Origin of the sequence: Blautia sp. NSJ-175 (assembly GCF_022867815.1) — a bacterium.
GTDB classification, from domain to species: Bacteria; Bacillota; Clostridia; order Lachnospirales; family Lachnospiraceae; genus Blautia; species Blautia celeris.
This window is the reverse complement of sequence record NZ_JALIFQ010000011.1, coordinates 1-16,594: the sequence shown is the minus strand read 5'-3', so window position 1 is coordinate 16,594 and position 16,594 is coordinate 1. Positions and strand designations below refer to the sequence as shown.

16 protein-coding genes, 5 tRNA genes and 1 pseudogene are annotated in these 16,594 nt (G+C 44.9%); 6 read left to right on the top strand and 16 right to left on the bottom strand.

Annotated features, from left to right (window positions below):
• Positions 1-89: 89 nt before the first annotated feature.
• From MUB35_RS17280 to MUB35_RS17235, 10 genes and pseudogenes are all read right to left on the bottom strand, one after another.
• Complete coding sequence (locus MUB35_RS17280) at positions 90-953, bottom strand: SPL family radical SAM protein (RefSeq protein ID WP_173794383.1); 864 nt, start codon at positions 951-953, stop codon at positions 90-92.
• Positions 954-1,155: 202 nt separating this feature from the next.
• Entirely contained in the window at positions 1,156-1,452 is a 297-nt protein-coding gene (locus tag MUB35_RS17275) for a hypothetical protein (protein WP_006567839.1), read from the bottom strand.
• A gap of 188 nt (positions 1,453-1,640) precedes the next feature.
• Positions 1,641-2,084 (bottom strand): hypothetical protein, encoded by a 444-nt coding sequence (locus tag MUB35_RS17270; RefSeq protein ID WP_006567841.1) that lies wholly within the window; start codon positions 2,082-2,084, stop codon positions 1,641-1,643.
• Positions 2,085-2,095: 11 nt separating this feature from the next.
• A complete protein-coding gene (locus tag MUB35_RS17265; RefSeq protein ID WP_006567842.1) occupies positions 2,096-3,022 on the bottom strand; it encodes a ParM/StbA family protein in 927 nt (308 codons plus the stop codon).
• Between the two features lie 22 nt (positions 3,023-3,044).
• Complete coding sequence (locus MUB35_RS17260) at positions 3,045-3,248, bottom strand: hypothetical protein (protein ID WP_006567843.1); 204 nt, start codon at positions 3,246-3,248, stop codon at positions 3,045-3,047.
• A gap of 14 nt (positions 3,249-3,262) precedes the next feature.
• Complete coding sequence (locus MUB35_RS17255) at positions 3,263-3,688, bottom strand: DUF6075 family protein (RefSeq protein WP_180215615.1); 426 nt, start codon at positions 3,686-3,688, stop codon at positions 3,263-3,265.
• A gap of 26 nt (positions 3,689-3,714) precedes the next feature.
• Positions 3,715-3,885: pseudogene (locus tag MUB35_RS30835) on the bottom strand (helix-turn-helix transcriptional regulator); the annotation flags it as partial.
• Between the two features lie 37 nt (positions 3,886-3,922).
• On the bottom strand, positions 3,923-5,008 hold the full coding sequence (locus MUB35_RS17245; protein ID WP_006567846.1) for a DUF6017 domain-containing protein: 1,086 nt from the start codon (positions 5,006-5,008) through the stop codon (positions 3,923-3,925).
• A 462-nt stretch (positions 5,009-5,470) separates the two neighbouring features.
• Complete coding sequence (locus MUB35_RS17240) at positions 5,471-5,617, bottom strand: hypothetical protein (RefSeq protein ID WP_331477553.1); 147 nt, start codon at positions 5,615-5,617, stop codon at positions 5,471-5,473.
• A gap of 179 nt (positions 5,618-5,796) precedes the next feature.
• The gene (locus tag MUB35_RS17235) at positions 5,797-9,432 is read right to left on the bottom strand and encodes a DUF11 domain-containing protein (protein WP_244806575.1); all 3,636 of its coding nucleotides are present in this window, start codon (positions 9,430-9,432) and stop codon (positions 5,797-5,799) included.
• Between the two features lie 142 nt (positions 9,433-9,574).
• On the opposite strand from MUB35_RS17235, the gene MUB35_RS17230 reads away from it, so the two are divergent.
• Complete coding sequence (locus MUB35_RS17230) at positions 9,575-10,321, top strand: DUF6198 family protein (protein WP_227245238.1); 747 nt, start codon at positions 9,575-9,577, stop codon at positions 10,319-10,321.
• A gap of 69 nt (positions 10,322-10,390) precedes the next feature.
• Here the strand turns inward: MUB35_RS17230 and MUB35_RS17225 are convergent, their stop codons facing one another.
• The 4 genes from MUB35_RS17225 to MUB35_RS17210 form a co-directional block, all read right to left on the bottom strand.
• A complete protein-coding gene (locus MUB35_RS17225; RefSeq protein WP_033143246.1) occupies positions 10,391-11,554 on the bottom strand; it encodes an SAM-dependent methyltransferase in 1,164 nt (387 codons plus the stop codon).
• A 202-nt stretch (positions 11,555-11,756) separates the two neighbouring features.
• Positions 11,757-12,503, bottom strand: a complete 747-nt coding sequence (locus tag MUB35_RS17220; protein ID WP_033143245.1) for a hypothetical protein — start codon at positions 12,501-12,503, stop codon at positions 11,757-11,759.
• Positions 12,500-13,069, bottom strand: coding sequence for an RNA polymerase sigma factor (locus tag MUB35_RS17215; protein ID WP_244806574.1), 570 nt, complete (start codon positions 13,067-13,069; stop codon positions 12,500-12,502). Before MUB35_RS17215 ends, MUB35_RS17220 begins: the two co-directional genes overlap by 4 nt.
• A 210-nt stretch (positions 13,070-13,279) precedes the next feature.
• A complete protein-coding gene (locus MUB35_RS17210; protein ID WP_033143244.1) occupies positions 13,280-13,675 on the bottom strand; it encodes a PH domain-containing protein in 396 nt (131 codons plus the stop codon).
• A 197-nt stretch (positions 13,676-13,872) separates the two neighbouring features.
• Between MUB35_RS17210 and MUB35_RS17205 the strand changes: the two genes are divergently transcribed.
• From MUB35_RS17205 to MUB35_RS17185, 5 genes are all read left to right on the top strand, one after another.
• A tRNA-Glu gene (locus MUB35_RS17205) sits at positions 13,873-13,944 on the top strand.
• Positions 13,945-13,948: 4 nt separating this feature from the next.
• A tRNA-Cys gene (locus MUB35_RS17200) sits at positions 13,949-14,019 on the top strand.
• A 21-nt stretch (positions 14,020-14,040) separates the two neighbouring features.
• Positions 14,041-14,112 (top strand) — tRNA-Glu (locus MUB35_RS17195).
• Between the two features lie 147 nt (positions 14,113-14,259).
• Positions 14,260-14,332: transfer RNA gene (locus MUB35_RS17190), tRNA-Asn, on the top strand.
• A 36-nt stretch (positions 14,333-14,368) separates the two neighbouring features.
• Positions 14,369-14,440 (top strand) — tRNA-Cys (locus MUB35_RS17185).
• Positions 14,441-14,785: 345 nt separating this feature from the next.
• Here MUB35_RS17185 and MUB35_RS17180 read toward each other — a convergent pair.
• Together MUB35_RS17180 and MUB35_RS17175 are read right to left on the bottom strand one after the other, a co-directional pair.
• On the bottom strand, positions 14,786-16,000 hold the full coding sequence (locus MUB35_RS17180; RefSeq protein ID WP_059085258.1) for a site-specific integrase: 1,215 nt from the start codon (positions 15,998-16,000) through the stop codon (positions 14,786-14,788).
• A 98-nt stretch (positions 16,001-16,098) separates the two neighbouring features.
• Positions 16,099-16,299, bottom strand: a complete 201-nt coding sequence (locus MUB35_RS17175) for a helix-turn-helix domain-containing protein (RefSeq protein WP_243148421.1) — start codon at positions 16,297-16,299, stop codon at positions 16,099-16,101.
• Positions 16,300-16,594 lie beyond the last annotated feature (295 nt).

Below are 16,594 nucleotides of genomic sequence, written 5' to 3'. Positions count from 1 at the left end.
AGGTTCGTCACGAATCCGGTTCATCTTCACGCCCTTCCTGCCTGTCAGCATATATTTAAAGGAACTTTCATTTCCACTTCTTTATTTCATCATCCGTTATGTAATCGCAGATTACAGCAATCATCCTTATTTGGATTGAAGTTATCTCTCCAATACTCATAATGTTCTGTTACATCTTCGCAAACTGTTATCTCCGGTATCCTGATCTTCTTGATGATTTCCATCTTTTTTTCCAGTGGTAAGTGGCAGTATCCTCCTTGTTTTAACCTGTACCCACTGAAATCAACATCGTGCAGCCAGCTCTTGATCCAGCTATTGACACGCAAAAATTCCACAACACAGCGATTGATCCCTAATGAATTTAGGCTGTCAAAGTCCATGAAATCCTCAATCAAGGGGCTTAACCGGATTGACACATCATATCCCGCAGATTGCAATTTTTTTATTGCCTCTACTCTTTTTGATGGGATACTTGCTTTTTCATAGGTCAAAGCCTTGTTATCATCTAAAGTCGTGACCGTGATTTGTATATGGGCCAGATCCTTGTCCAAAATTTCCAGATATTCGGGCTGTGCGATCAAATGGGATTTTGTTACAATCAGATATCCAACACCACACCGGTTCATTTCACAGATTGTCTCATAAGTCACATGATGTTCCGCTTCAAAAGGCTGAAAGCAGTCTGTCATTCCACCCATGCGCAGGATGGTTCCCGGAGGTATCTTCCGAATCTTCCTCTTAATCTTATCAATATCTGCGATGCTCGGCGCTGATGGGTTCCAAAATCCACGAAAAGACAGAAGTGACCGTGCATAACAATAATCACAATCGTGCTGACAGCCACATCCATACGTATCCAGTCGTACACTGTATTTGCATTTGTCTCCTTCGTTACCTCTTACTTTTTTGTAAAAACTCTTATATTCGCTTCCTATTCCTCCTCTTCTTTTCAATTGGTTGGTCAACTTATTAATCTTTGGAAATGGTTCCCTTTATTGCGGAGTGTAGTACCGCCCTACAATCTCCTGGTAAAGCATCCAGACATGTTCTTTACACTACCCCGCTTCATTTATTTTTCATTATAAGTACCAAGAAAAGCGCAAAAAAAAGCAGGCTGACGAATCAGCCTACCACAGTGATACTCATTATTCACTATTACTTTAACATTTCTTCCATATCCGCTAAATCGGGAAGAATCAACTGGCATTCGCAATCACCATAAATTGCTTCTCCACATACCGGACATTCCTCTATATCACAGCCCAAATGGTGAAAACTCCCAAATGGCGCAAAACAATCTGGGCAGATATCATCTTCGCCAAATACATCCTCAAACCTTTTCTCTGCACCAAAAATGATACGCGGGTAACTCTTTCCATTACAATTGCATATCCCTATTTTACAACCCACATGTTCCAGCATTTCTCCGCCACAAATTTTACAAATAGCCATAATTGTACTCTCCTTGACTTATTAGGAAGGGGTTCCCATGTCTACTAAAAGCATGAAAATATGAAATACAAATAAAAACATACAGCCTATCACTTTGACACTAAATGATACAACTTTTAATATTGCATACGCAATTCCAAGTAATAATTTTCCTATAAATTTTATCATAGCACATAATATGGTCATATTCAATCTTCTCCTTCGTCTTCAAATCCAGTGAATGAACTATAGAAATTAAGCAGATTAAAATCCTTTTCTGTCGCCTGGTTCGCCGTCTCCGCTGATCGTTCACTCTCACTTTGGGGTTCCTGTTCCTCTTTTGCTTTCGTGTCACTTCCAGTAACTGCAGGAATAGTAGTCGTCTGCACTGATCTCAGTACGTCTTCCAATGCACGTTTTGTCAGTTCACGGAAGTATTCCTCTTGCTCTCTTATGTTTGAGAGGATACTTTCCAATTTCTCATATTCAGCCTTCTGCTTCAGATACTCTGAATAATAGATTACCGCCTCGGCAATATAGTCATTTTGAGAAGTAAACAGCTCCCGGTTGTACTCTTCCAGACAGGTAAGTGCCTGGAAATGTACCGGGTTATTTTTATAAAGCCGAAGCGTTGTAACATATTTATCGTCCATTTATGGCCTCCTTAACCGGCCATATTCTGCCTGGCCTTCCATATGCTCTTTAAAGTTTCTTCATATCCTCTTGCATTTGCATGTATATCCGGAATACAGATTACGTCCTTACCCTCGTTATCACCAAAATTCTGCATGATTGCGGCTCCTCCACCCATAAAGATTATTTTTTCCAAATGCAGATTGTATCCGTGCTTTTTTATCAAGCTATAGATGTATTCCGTATATTGGTTCAATGCCTTTCGGATTACACGAAGATAGGCTTCGTCACCCGCATATGTACCTGTCCGCATTATCGTTTCAATGATATATGGTTTGGCTTTTTCCCCAAACTCAGCCATTAATGCCTCATTTACATTGGATATACACTTTATTGTACCATTATTATCTATAATAGGCTGTGCTCCACTGGGTCGCATATTTTCTATTGGAACTCCATCAACGGTTCCTCCTCCTATATCTACCAGAAGGCAGGATTTTCCCTGTGTCTCTGCCAATATATCTGTGATTGCTGCAAACCCCTGCATATATACGCTCACGCCTTCCAGAAAGACATTGAACCCTTCTCCCTGATAACGAAAAGATAACTCCCTTTCCCTGCCCAAGTATTTCCTGAATGCTTTCATTTGCGATTCATACCACCTCGGTGGTAATCCTGTAGCCAGCCTGACCGCCGCCTGATTCTTTCCTCTGGCTTTCAATTCAGCGGCAAGTGATGCCAATGTGAGAATGTAGTAATCATCGTCCACTGTTTTATCAACTTTTGTATCCACATCTTCCCTACTGCCACCGATTGAGTAATACTTACCTTTAAACTCCAAAATCTGATTTAGATTACTGGGCTTCACCTTATTCTGTGTTACTGTAGACAAAAATGCGGTATTCGCCGTTTTCATCTGTCTGTTACCATGGTCGATTCCAAGTATTTCTCTATCCATAATGACTGTCTCCTCCTTATGTTTAATATTCTCCAGAATGTTCCAAAAGTTCGACTTCTTCAACCGCTTCTCCGAAACCCTCATCATCTTCCCAATCTGGTTCATGTTGCTTTAATATAATAACAAGATTTCCCTTGTCATTATTCTCAAAACCCACATAGCAATCTTCTGATTCTTTTCCTAACTGTAATAACTCCATGATTTGGTCAATCTTATACATTTTCATCGTTTCTACCTCCTCTATATGTCATAACGCAGTTTAACGGCTTCCAGAAAATATTTTGCATATGGGCAATCAAAGATTTCTTCAACAGCATAATCTGAACTGTCTTCCCCTATATGATATCCTTCTATTGAATCGTCCCGTTTTACTTCCTGCGAAAATCCAGTATAGAGGTTAATCGCCAGCCGTGTTACCTTCACAGAAGCAGATGTCTGCCACCCAGCGAATAAAACCAACGGATTCACCTGAAAAGTTCTTTGATCCACAATATTTGAAAAAGCTGCCCTTGTCTTGTCACAGATACCAAGAGTATATATCATAGCAATTTCTTCACTGTCCCTGCGTGAATTTGGAAGTTCCCGCACCTTTTCATAAAAGAAACGCTCATGTGCTTCATCGGCAAATACTATGTCCATTACCTCCAGCTTGTTAATATCAAACATATTTTCCTCCACTTCTTATTTGGCAGTTATAATTCCTGCAGGATAGATTCAATATTCTCGTTAAATATCTTTTGCAAGACTAAAATGACTTTGTAGGACGGCTTTTGTTGCCCGTATTCAATTCTCTGATATGTGCGGAGACTGATATCCAGCTTGTCCGCCAATTCCCACTGTGTCAAATTCTTCTCTATGCGTAATTGTCTAACCCTAGTAACTGCTCATCACCCCCTTTGCTCATGCATATTGAGGGGAGATGTCACCATTCATCACCACTTGATTCATAACGGAATTACTTAATGTGAATGTCGCATTATATAAGGCGGTTAGCAACACTGCACGCATATTCCTGATTTTTGTTTTCGTCTCTGACAGGTTATTTAAAATAAACTGTATTCTAAACATATCTAATTTCCAAAACACCGATTTAACAATGGCTGTTGGTTTTTCTTCCTGGTTAATACGAATCGTATCCTTCGTTGAAGTCAGTACGTCAACTGCAATTCCCACAATTTCATCCAGACGATCAATATCAAAGGGACGATCAATACATAACGCATCGTATCCAATCTTTTCTCTAAATGCCTGTAACGTTTTTTGATAGGACTGGACTGGATTGGTATAATCTGTCGTTGAAATATCTGTGTTAATATCTGTATTTGTCTGCCTGTTACCAGATAGTGCTGTACCTTCTGAAAAGTGGCACCTGCTATTTTGCGGCGTGGCAGGTATCTCTTTTTTGGGTGATACCCTCTCTCTTTTTGGGGAGACAGCTCCCTCACCAATGACTGCCATCTCACTATTATTCACAGTAAAGCACTGTCCTTCAACGATTTCCTCTACAATGTCTTCCCCCCTGTCTCCCATAGAAGGGATAGGGGCATCATAACAGTGCGGATACGTTAATTCTTTCAATTTCTCAACAATCAACTCAATATACAGTACATTATTTACAACAAGTCCATTCAAGTTTATTGTCCTGAATACTCTTTTTATTACGCCTAATTTCTCCAAAAAGATGATTGCATTAGTAGCTTCTTTTTTACTCAATCCAAACTGTTCCGCAATCTGTTGATAACTTCTCTGGAGTAAATCAGCTTTAAATTTTTTACGAATTGCAATGATCTGTCCAGTGCTTTCGTCCCTCAATTCAGTAGGACGATACCAATAGACAATATCTGATAATATAACGATTGCAGCCAAATGCGGTTTTCCCGTCTCTTTAACAATCGTCTTATACCATGCTTGTGGTGTAATGTTGCCGGTAATACTGATTTCGGCACTTGCATCTACGATTCGATTTCCTGTCGTATACTCTCGCATCACGCTCACCTGCCCTTCTTTTCAAGAGAAGTACAGATGGTGCGTAATCTTTCGTCTGATTTCTTTGCTGTCACAGCCAACGAAATACTTACGACCATTGGCAACACTATCAAAAAAATAATCACAATAAATAGTATCTGCATACCCTTTTCCTCCTAAAATGCATAAGAGGACTAAGGTCAGCTAACAAAGTTGCTTCACTTAGTCCTCTATATTCATTTATTTTTAACAGCGCTGTTCTCCCGAAAGAGAGTTTTTACTTCGGACGAAGCAAAAGAAAAGGATATTTGGAATAGGACTAAGTATAAGCAGGTCCCAAACCACCCGGTTGCGACCCCTAGCCTTAAAATATCCCACTCTTTGGAAAACGACACTGGATTTTTAATGAAAAAGCAGTTCGATTGTGGTATAATAAATTAAGACCAAAGTAGCCGCAAACCCTTGATTTCATTGGGTTCCTTGCTAACTTGGTCTTATTATAACACGGTCACCTGCCCCGTTTCTTCCCAGAAGTCCGTAGATCTTTCCACTGTCAAAAGTAAATGTAATATCCTTTAGTACCTGCTTTTTCTCAAAGGCTTTTGAAAGATGTTCTATGACAAAATTCATGCTGTTTCTCCTCTCCTGCTCTGCCCTTATGCCTTGAAATAATAGACAATTATAAAGTGATATGTCTATTATACCAGAACTTCCCATTCTGTCACGTGAACATTTTGTTACATTATGCCGGGCTGCCCGGTATTCCCCGCACAGGGATATGCCGGACAGCCCGGGGGATGTGTCATTAATCACATGTTATGGAAGAAATCCCGGTACACCCTGCTATTTTCCAGAGGGATCGGCCTTCCCGGTTCACAACAGCAGCACTGTTTTACCGGCGTGGTTATGGTAACACTGTCATCCGGATAGTATTCCTCCGAGCCTGCGCGGAATACGGATGCGGTGTTGGTGATAACCCCGCAGGCTCTGCCACGGACCATCCCCGCAATGAGTATGGTCACAGTTTCTCCCTTCCTGATCGTTCCGATCGCTTCTGACCCATTCCACTCTGACCAGGTCCTGCCTCCGTCTGCGGAAAACTGCAGATTACAAAGTTCCCGCGGAACGTAATCCGTGAGCACCACCTCTTCCGCGTCTGCGGAACCGCTGTTCTCCACCAGGATGGTGTAGATCAGATATTCACAGGGTATGGCGCAGTCCGGATACGCGGTCTTGGTGATAAATAACTCCGGCATGGGCGCGATGGGGGTCACAAGCTCGAACCTGTTGTTGTCAGGATAGGGGTCCCTGGTACTGCTGCTTACCTCCACGGTATTTACCAACTGTCCCGTGGCATTATGGGGCACAAATCCCCTGAGCAGCAGCCTTACAAAAGTACCCGCAGCCAGAAATTCCGTTGTCCATGAGCCGCTGAAGGGTTCCCAGTTCTCCCCGTCATCTGCGGAGACCTCCAGGTTCACCAAAACGGCCGGCATGGCATCCTCCAGAATCACCTGCACGGCATCCGACGGTCCCAGATTCTTTACCGTAACTTCATAGGTGACCGGTACGCCGGGTTTGGCGGGATTCGGTTTTGCCGTCTTTCTCACAGACAGGTCTGCCGACACATCCACCACCACTTCCGCCTCATCTGTGTTATTGCCCGGGTTCGGGTCCGGTGTATCCGAACTGACAGACACTGTGTTGCGAAGTGTGCCCGTAAAGGACGGCTCTGTCCTGCCTCTCAGGGAGATTTCCACACTTTCCCCTGCTTCCAGAGATGTGACGGCATAGGAACCGCTCCAGGGAAGCCAGGTCCTTCCGTCGTCTATGGAATACTCTGTCTCCATCAGATACGGGGACGCTGCATCCTGGATGATAACATTTTCAGCCCTGCCGGGTCCCAGGTTGCCGGCTGTTATGGTGTACACAACTCTCTGTCCTGCTGTGATGCTGTCCGGCTCTGCTGTCTTGCTCACTGTCAGATCTGCGCCCGGTTCCACTGTGACTGTATCCTCGGATGAATTATTATCCGGGTTCGGGTCCGGTACGGATGAAGTCACCACCGCCGTATTCGTCACTGTTCCGGTAAATCCGGGGGCTGCCGTACCGCGAAGCTGTACCGTCACACTGCTTCCCACCGGGAAATCGGGCCAGGTATAGGAGCCGCTCCAGATATTCCACACGCCTCCCCCATTCAGGGAAAATTCAGCGTTCACGATCTCCGCCGGCACTGCATCCGTCAGTGTGACATTTTCCGCATCCGATGGCCCTTTGTTTTCAAGCACTATGGTAAATTCGATTCTCTGTCCTTCGTATACTGCAGCCTGGACTGCCCTTTTTATCACGGACAGGTCTGCGGACCGGTCAATGGGAACTTCTATGGTATCTGTATTGTTAGAAAGGTCCGGGTCCGGTGTCTCAGACTGCACCTCAGCCCTGTTGGAAAAACTGCCTGCGGCCGACGCCGAAAGCATTCCTCTTATATGGAATGTCACACTGCTGTCGGAAGGCACACGAAATACATCGGTCTGCCCGCTGAATACCTGCCAGGACGCGCCCTGGTCATAAGATATCTCAGGTCTTTCCAGTACCGCCGGAATATCATCCGTCATCCTGGCATTCAGCGCATCATCCGGCCCATGATTTGTGACTTCTATCAGGAATTCCACCTGTTCCCCTGCAACAGCCGGAGAAGGGATTGCTTTCTTAGTGACAGACAGATCAGCCGAACGGTTAACCGGAGTTACCACTGTGGACGTGTTGTTATCCGGATTGTCATCCTGGGAGCCTGTTGTGATGCGGGCGGTGTTCTCCACCTCAGTGGCTGTGCCGCTGCGGAAGATGCCGCGAATAAGAACCACCCGCTCCTCGCCGGCCTGCATCTCCCCAATCTCCAGGCTTCCCGTCCACGGATTCCATGTTCCTCCGTTGTCTGTGCTGTATTCAGGATCAAAAATCTCTTCCGGGATATCATCCGTCAGACGCACTGCAAGAGCAGGATGAGGCCCCTGGTTTCTGATCACAATGCGGTAGGTGATCCGTTCCCCCTCATTGAGGGAATCCGGTTCAGCCGTTTTCTCCACAGATAGATCTGCCAGCGCCTGGATTTCTATGATATAGTCCTCCACCTCCCCGTCAGACGCAGGTCCTACGCTTCTCGTGTCCTGTCCCAGCAATGTCCCCTCCGGCAGATCATCCGTGGTCAGGCGGAGTCTTAAAAATGTATGCCCCGGCCGAAGGCTGACTGAGGGCGGAACTGTAAAATCCAGGGGGATCATCTGGGTCTGGGAACTGGCCGGCACGACCCGGTGTACCGATTCCTCCTCCTCAAAAAGCCCGTTGTTGTTAAAATCGATCCACCCGTACAGATTCGCAGGGGTGCCCGTAAGGTTTCTGACCCCCGCAATCACATGATATGTGCTGTCTGTCACATGCAGGGAATCCAGAGGAACCGTCAGGGCATCATCCTGTATCCGGCGTTCCAGATCATCCCCATCCGCCGCGGCATTCTGATGCGCTTCTGCCTCCCCGGTTATCAGAAGTCCCAGGGTCAGCCCGTCAACAATTCTGTGGCGCGGCCCGTCACTGGCAAGCAGCGTATTATAATTCCCGCTTCCCGCTGTGCCTCCGATATCAGGCGCATCACCAAAATCCACCTCCAAAGCCGCATACGGACACATGGTACCATCCTGGTATGCATTCTGCACGGTTGCGGAAAACCGGGCTGCCTGCGCCCTGTCCTGTTCGATCAGGTACCGGTAAATGGTTCCGTCCCCGCCTGCCACCGCATAGAGCACCCCATTCCGGTCCATGACCGCTGCCCCGAAAGTACTGCCCGGATCAGGCCCTGTAGTATCAAGGGCTGTCACCTGACCGTCAGTAAAAATCCGGTACACGGTTCCGTCATCCGCTACCCCATACAGAACATTTTCCTGTGACTGCCACACCCAGTCTCCGATCTTAAGGGGCTGTGTGAGCGCTGTGCCGTAGTTCTCCGTCTGCTCCCCATAACCGGCAGCCGGGTCCACCAGTCTTAAATACGTGGGGGAACCCGGCCTCAGGTCCACGGTATAAAATCTCTGCTCCCCTGACGCATACAGATAATAATACCCGTTCAGATCCAGGGTCCCCACATCATAAAAAGCCGCAGGCAGTCCCCGGGGCCTGGGTGTCAGGACCTCCGCCGCGCCGCTGCTGTCCACCCGGACAAACTGGCCGCTTTTCTGGTCATATCCGTAAATATAAGAATCCAGCACATTGTAGCCAATGGCGTTTACCTCTCTCTCAGGAACCAGGGTTCCCCGAAGCTTTGCCCTGCCGGTCACCATCTCTACCTCATACCAGCTTGTGGGCCTCCCGGAAAACAATATCATTTTAGAATCACATGGAAACGGCGCACCGAGTGCTGTCCGCCCCTCTGCACCGCTGTTTTTTTCTGCCATCCTCATACCTCCCGCTTATGTTTCGGTTTTTGCCTCCTATAACATATTCGGAAGTGGGACGAAATGTTCTTCATTTTTATTTTATTGTGTGGTAAGATAAGAACGTGTAAATAAAAGAAAACAGGAAGTGTACATAAGCATTATGAAAAAACCATTTTTTTACCGGGGACTGTATTACGCGGCAGGACTTTTGCTGCTGGCCCTGGGGATTTCCCTGAACACCAAATCCGGACTTGGTGTCTCTCCCATCATATCCGTCTCTTACAGCATCTCCTCCATCTGGAATCTGAACTTCGGAGACATGACATTTATCCTTTACAGTATTTTTGTCCTGGTGGAAATGTGCCTCCACATTGTTCGCAATAAAAAATACTCTGCCAGAGGAGGGCAGGTCCTGGCTCATGCCAACCGGACGAATCTGAAGCTGGTACTTCTGATGGATGTGCTGCAGCTTCCCCTGAGCCTTGTCTTTACCCGGTTTCTCAATCTTTTCTCAGACAGGATCCCGGAATTTGAGACGGCTTACGCAGGCAGCTTTTGGGGCAGTTTTGCCGGAAGGATCCTTATTTTACTTTTTGCCATAGCGCTGACCGGAGCCGGGGCTGCTATGTCCCTGAACATGCGCGTGATCCCCAACCCGGGAGACGGTATTGTACAGGCGATCGCGGACTGCACCGGCTGGAAAGTGGGATTTACCAAAAACTGTTTTGACCTTCTGAATATCTCCTTCACCATTGCAGTCAGCCTGCTGTTTGCCGGACATCTCACAGGCATCGGTCTCGGCACCGTGATCGCTGTGATCGGTGTGGGGCGGGTAATCGCTGTGTTCAATCACCTTACTCAGGAAAAGATGCTGTCACTGGCAGGGATGGCAGAGACATGTATGTAAATAACTGCGGCAGCAGAAACGGGACATCGAAACCATCCCCTTCTGCTGCCGCAGTCTTTTTTCTTCTTCTCAGTACCACCGAACCAGCGGCAGTTCATTATTGATTCCCTTTGACGCCAGTATCTGATGGATATCTATCACACCGTTGTGAAAAGTGGCCGCACAGGATGCAAGATATAAGTCCCACATGCGGACAAATTTCTCATCAAACATTTCTCTCACTTCATCTGCGTGTTCTTTAAAATTCTTCTCCCAGCACAGAAGTGTGCGGTTATAGTGATTCCGCAGGTTCTCTACATCCATCACATGAAAGCCGTCCTCCGCCAGATAGGAGACCATTTCCCTGAGGCTCGGCACAACACCGCCGGGAAAGATATATTTCTTGATCCAGGGGTCCCCGGGATGCTCTTTTAACTCACTGATAAAATGCAGAAGAAGCAGACCTCCCGGCTGCAGAACGTGGCTGATACAGTCTGTAAACAGCTTGTAGTTCTCACGTCCCACATGTTCCGCCATGCCCACACTCACAACCCGGTCAAATCTCCACTCACTTTTCTCAAGCTCCCTGTAATCCATAAGCTCCACTGTGAGCAGGTCCTCCAGCCCTTCCTCCTGGATTCGTTTCCGGAATTCTTTATACTGTTCTTTGCTCAGAGTGATTCCTGTGCCTTTGACCTTATATTTTTTAGCTGCCTCTATGAGAAGAAATCCCCAGCCGCATCCGATATCCAGCAGGCTCATCCCCTCTTTCAGATACAGTTTCTGTAAAATATAGTCCACCTTATTGACCTGTGCCTGGTACAGTGTATCATCCTCATGAAGAAAATATCCGCAGGAATAGCTCATAGTCTCATCCAGCCAGAGCTTGTAAAAGTCGTTTCCTATATCATAATGGCTCCTGACTTCTTTCTGCTGGTTCTTTTTCGTTGTGGAGGAGAAAATGAGCTTTTTCAGAACCTTTCGATCCGTGGAGAACTTATCCATCTGCCCCAGAAAATGATCCAGCGCCTCGTATAAATCCCCTTCTATTTCCAGATCATCGTTCATGTACGCCTCTCCCAATGCCAGGGAGGTGCTCGTGACCAGCTCCTTCATGGGAATCATTTTATGGCAGTTTACCGTAAACAGGGGACTTCCCTCTCCGATCAGATACTCCTTCCCTGATGCTTTCACCAGAAACGGATATTCATCAAATTTTTTTAAAAATTGTATCATCATGTTTTCTTCCAGCATTTTTCTTCCTCCTTGCTGCCGCGTATTCGCGTTTAAAGCGGTTCTGTATGGATTTTTACACGTTGCTGCAAAGTTACCGTACAGTTCCATTTTTAACATATTTTAACCGGTTCATACATTTTAAAACCTCTCTGGCGGATGTTACACCTTCTCTCCGCGGCAAACTGCAGGTCCGCTGTCACTATTCCGCTTCCCAGAACTATCACTGCCGCTGCCCGCATAACAGAAGCAGATGACGGATATAAATGAACGCGGCTGCCACACCTGCCGCTTCTAACAGAACCACCGGAACCTGTTCCAGCAGCGTTCGATACCAGCTCGCTGCCAGCCCCATAAGAAGAAGGTTCCCGATGATCCAGACACTGCTCACTGCCGACCCCCACGCGATTTTCTTCCCCCTCACAATTCCGAGAACCAGAAGAAGGGAAAAGATCATCAGGGAGGCAAAGGCCATTGCCAGCAGCCTGGGAACATCCGCCTGAAATCTGACAGCCAGAATGCATGCATACCCCAGATCAAATCCAAGCCCCATCAGGCTGTTGAAAAACATACGCGCAGCCATCGGATAAAAAGAAGTATATTTGCAGCTCATATGCTGTTCACAGGTCTGCTGCTGCTTTTCCTTCACCAAAGAGAGATAAAAAATAGCTGCATAGAGAACCGGGGCTGCAGCAAAAACAGCGCCTGAAGCAGTCACAGCGCCAATCCCCACCATCTTCAGCCCGATATAGAAAAAGAGCACCATAAGGATAAAGGACAGCAATAAAATATCCGTCATATGCGCATACAGATGCCGGATACCGGTTCCGCAGAACATCTCCCACAAAAAAGAATCCAGTCCCTCCTGCCTGGGCATCCGGCTCAGTTCCCCTGCCAGTTTCAGATTCTCTTCTTTTCGCTCTGCTTTTTCCCACACAGCTTCTAAAAGTTCATTTTCCGGCTGCATCATTCCTGTTCCCTCCTCTGCCTCTGCAATTTTTTCCTTGCCCTGTACAGTATTATCCTGACCTGGGCAAGATTTTTCCCCATGGCTGCCGCTATTTCCTGATAAGACATTCCCTCCACACAGAATAATATAAGCGCCTGTCTGTAATCCCTCGGCAATTCTTCGATCCATTGGAGAATTTCTGTGTATTCTTCCTTTTTCACATAAAGTTCCTCCGGCGACTGCTCTGACTGCCCCGGCACCTCAATCCTGGATGCGACCAGCTCCTCTGTCCTATGTCTGGCATTTTTTCTGATCTCATCCAGTGCCTTGTGCTTCACCACAGCCAAAAGATACGTTCTGAATGCACAGGACAGAGAAACCCTGGATCTATGCACATAGATATCCGCAAAACTGTCTTGTACAATATCAAGGACAGCCTGCTGATCCCCCAACATTTTCATGCAGAAGCGCACAGCCTCCCGGTAATGCCTGAGAACCAGCACGTCATAAGCCTGTCTTAAATTTTTATCCCTGACCAATTCCATGAGCTGGTCATCTGTCATACTGCTGAGCGCTTCCCGGGTCATATGGTTTCCTTTCTGTTTCCGAAAGTAAATATACTAAGTGTGCACGAAATAATGAAACATTTAATACCCTCTTCAATACCCTCACAGCCGCGAAATCGTTTACTTTCTGATTATTAATCGAAAGTATCATCCAAAAGTTACACTTATCTGCAAAAAAATAGAAAAAAGCCCTGAACCTTTAGATTCAGAACTTTTTCTCCCGCTCTCTTTTCACACCTTTATCTGCGGATTGCACTTTACCAGCTCCTCGATCAGCCGCTCCCTGTCCCGGACCGCACATATCATTTCCTGCCTTCTGCCCCTGATCTCAATCCTGTCCAGTGACGCCGCTGTGGCGGAAATGGGGTTACATGTCCTGCGTATCTCCCTGATCTCTGAAATTTCCATGGAATCCTTCATGATCCCAAAGTAAATTGCCATCCTGTCTCCGTCAACCACTACATAATTCCTCACAACAATGGGAATGAATATGGCATTGTAGACGACCAGGGCAGCCACGATCTCAGCGGATACATCGCTGGATACCAGCAGTCCGTAAGCCATCGCAGCATTTCCCGCCAGAAGTATCATCCAGAACCATACTGCTATTTTCCCCTTAAATTTCATATAAAACCACCTTTCTCATGCATTCCCGTCAACATGTGCCATAAAAAGTGCTTTTCCTATGCAGTGTACTACAGTCAATTTCAGTATACACCATACAACCTATGGAAACAATGTAAGTAGTGTAAATTTTTGAAAAAAATACTTGCAATTTGTATTTCCTTATGCTATTATAGTCCATGGTCGCTCCGATAAAACACGGCTCCATGGTCAAGCGGTTAAGACACCGCCCTTTCACGGCGGTAACAGGGGTTCAAATCCCCTTGGAGTCACTCAGGCGCCATAGCCAAGTGGTAAGGCAAAGGTCTGCAACACCTCTATCACCAGTTCAAATCTGGTTGGCGCCTCTTTTATCTATTTATCTTAACGGCTCCATGGTCAAGCGGTTAAGACACCGCCCTTTCACGGCGGTAACAGGGGTTCAAATCCCCTTGGAGTCATTTTTTACTTGCATATTTTTGAAAATGTGGTAATATAATATAGTGTAACACTTCTTCAAACAGAATAATATAGATATGGCGCCATAGCCAAGTGGTAAGGCAAAGGTCTGCAACACCACAAACTAAGGAGTCAAATAATATATCTATTCCTCCTTAGCTCAGTCGGTAGAGCATGCGGCTGTTAACCGCAGTGTCGTTGGTTCGAGTCCAACAGGGGGAGCTACAAACCCAATAATTGTGCAAAATAACTAAATACGGCGCAGTAGCCAAGTGGTAAGGCAATGGTCTGCAACACCAGTATTCACCGGTTCAAATCCGGTCTGCGCCTCTTAAAAAGCCCAGAAAATCAAGGTTTTCGAGGCTTTTTCTTTTTTCAAAATCCTATAATTCTGTCTAAAAAAATAAGGTGGCAAAATTATAGGAAAGAAAAAGTTCACAATTTTTTCTACAAGTCCATTTTTCCATAATCCAATTCCCTTTTTTAAAAAATTAATTCTAAAATATAAGTTTTCATGCTTTAATATTTATAGATATGTCCGCCAAAAACCGTTAAAAACCTTATAAAATCAAGTAAAATCGTTTCGTAAGGTGGACGATAAGGTGGCAGAATTTTGGTTGTTACAGCCTGTGCCATCATACTGTAGACAACCATTACCTCTGTTAAGCGGATGATTTATGCAATCATAGCATCAATTAAACTTACCTTACGTTCACTGTCTGTATGAACATAAGTACGCATGATCACCTCATAGTTATCGCCAATGATTTCAGCAGCTTCCTTTATTTCTCCCATATTGTGAGTCTGCCGGATCAGATTTGTTGCAAAAGTGTGCCGTAGTGCATGAAGATTATATTCTGGAATCTCAGCACGCTTACAAATTTTCTTTAGCGTATTGGCTAAATTTTGGATTGTAGGGCTGACACCATTTTGCGTAGATAATATCAAATCTGGAAAAACCCGATTTTTATCGTATAGCTCCATCATACATGATAGTGAAAATTCAGCTTCCTTGTTTAATGGAATAGTCCGTAAACTATTTGGGTATTTTGGAGGAGTCAAAATCATTTTAGTCTTTTTTTTGGAACCGGCCTCTCTGTTTTTAACCCTGCTAAGCGTATGTGTGATTTTAATGCCACGCCGTCCTAAAAAGGGCACGATAGAAGATTGACCTAATGCAAGCAATTCACCACCACGTAAACCTGTGTTTAAAAGGAATACAATGGCAGGACCATATCTATACAAATAGCGTTCATTTTTATTTGGACTGGGTTCCATTGCAATTTCTTTTATGATCTGCTCATGTTCTGGTGGGATGATTGAGATTTCCTTTGTTTCTACAGGAAGAACGGATTCTTCCGGCATTATCACCCGATTTAAAATATCAGAAAAGTTTTTTGGCAGTTCGCCGAGAGAAATTGCTGTTTTAATCATTGCAGACCAAAATAAGTAAATTTTCTTTAATGATGAATAACTCAGGATTTCCTTTTTGGCATTAATCGTTGCTGTAATATCATCAGCAGTCAGATTAGAAAATGTTTTGCTAAAAGCATCCGTATCTTTTAAATGATTTTCGTATGTTTTTTCTAATCGATCTAGGCTGGTTTGTTTGAATTTGCCAGCTTCAACCATGAGACTTTTGCGGAATAAGTATTTGTTCGCATAGTCCTGTACTTTGATGTTTGAAGTAATTGCGTCTTGTATTGCCACTTTTATCTTCCAGTCATCTAATAATGCTTTCGCTTCTCCTTTGGTAGGAGCATTAAACTCCTTGTCCGGTAGCCCTTTTTTTCTATATCGGGCAGTCCATCCTCCTCTCTTATTTGGAAATAGTGATCCATCCCCTTTGGATCTTCTTTTTTGTTGTGTACCTTTCGTTGTTCTCGCCATGAATAGTTCCCTTTCTTTAATGAGATATTCATGCCAAATCAGGTATAAGGTCTATTTTAATATAGCCAAGCCTGATTGACAATAACTTTCTAAAGGGCCTAAAAGAATATTTGCTTTCCTATGTTTTTCTTGAGAAACTCCTGAATAGAAGCTGGTGAAGTAAAATATTGCCGCCCAACTTTTGTAACGGGAAGAATTCCACTGTCAAGAAGTTCCCTGGTTTTTGTTTTTCCAATGCCGAGCATGGATGCTATCTCCTGAACGGAGTATGCTTTAAAGAGATTGTCTGTTTCACTCAATATAATCACCTCTATAAATTAGATTAATGAAAGAGTAGACATATCAGGAAACCGTTTCCTATGCCATGTTTCATGCACGTATGAGGTGTTACTATGTAATCATCAAGCTGCAGGCGTGCATTTATGCGACACTATCTGCAGCACCTATATACATTTCCTGATAAGGTATAAAATTATCAACGAATCATGAAAGCTTATCTCAGCCTATAATGAAAATAGGATACTGACTCCACTACTTTTTTCACTTCTCTTTTTGCCTTACAATAGTCTTAGGCAGGATTAAGTTTGATTGCAC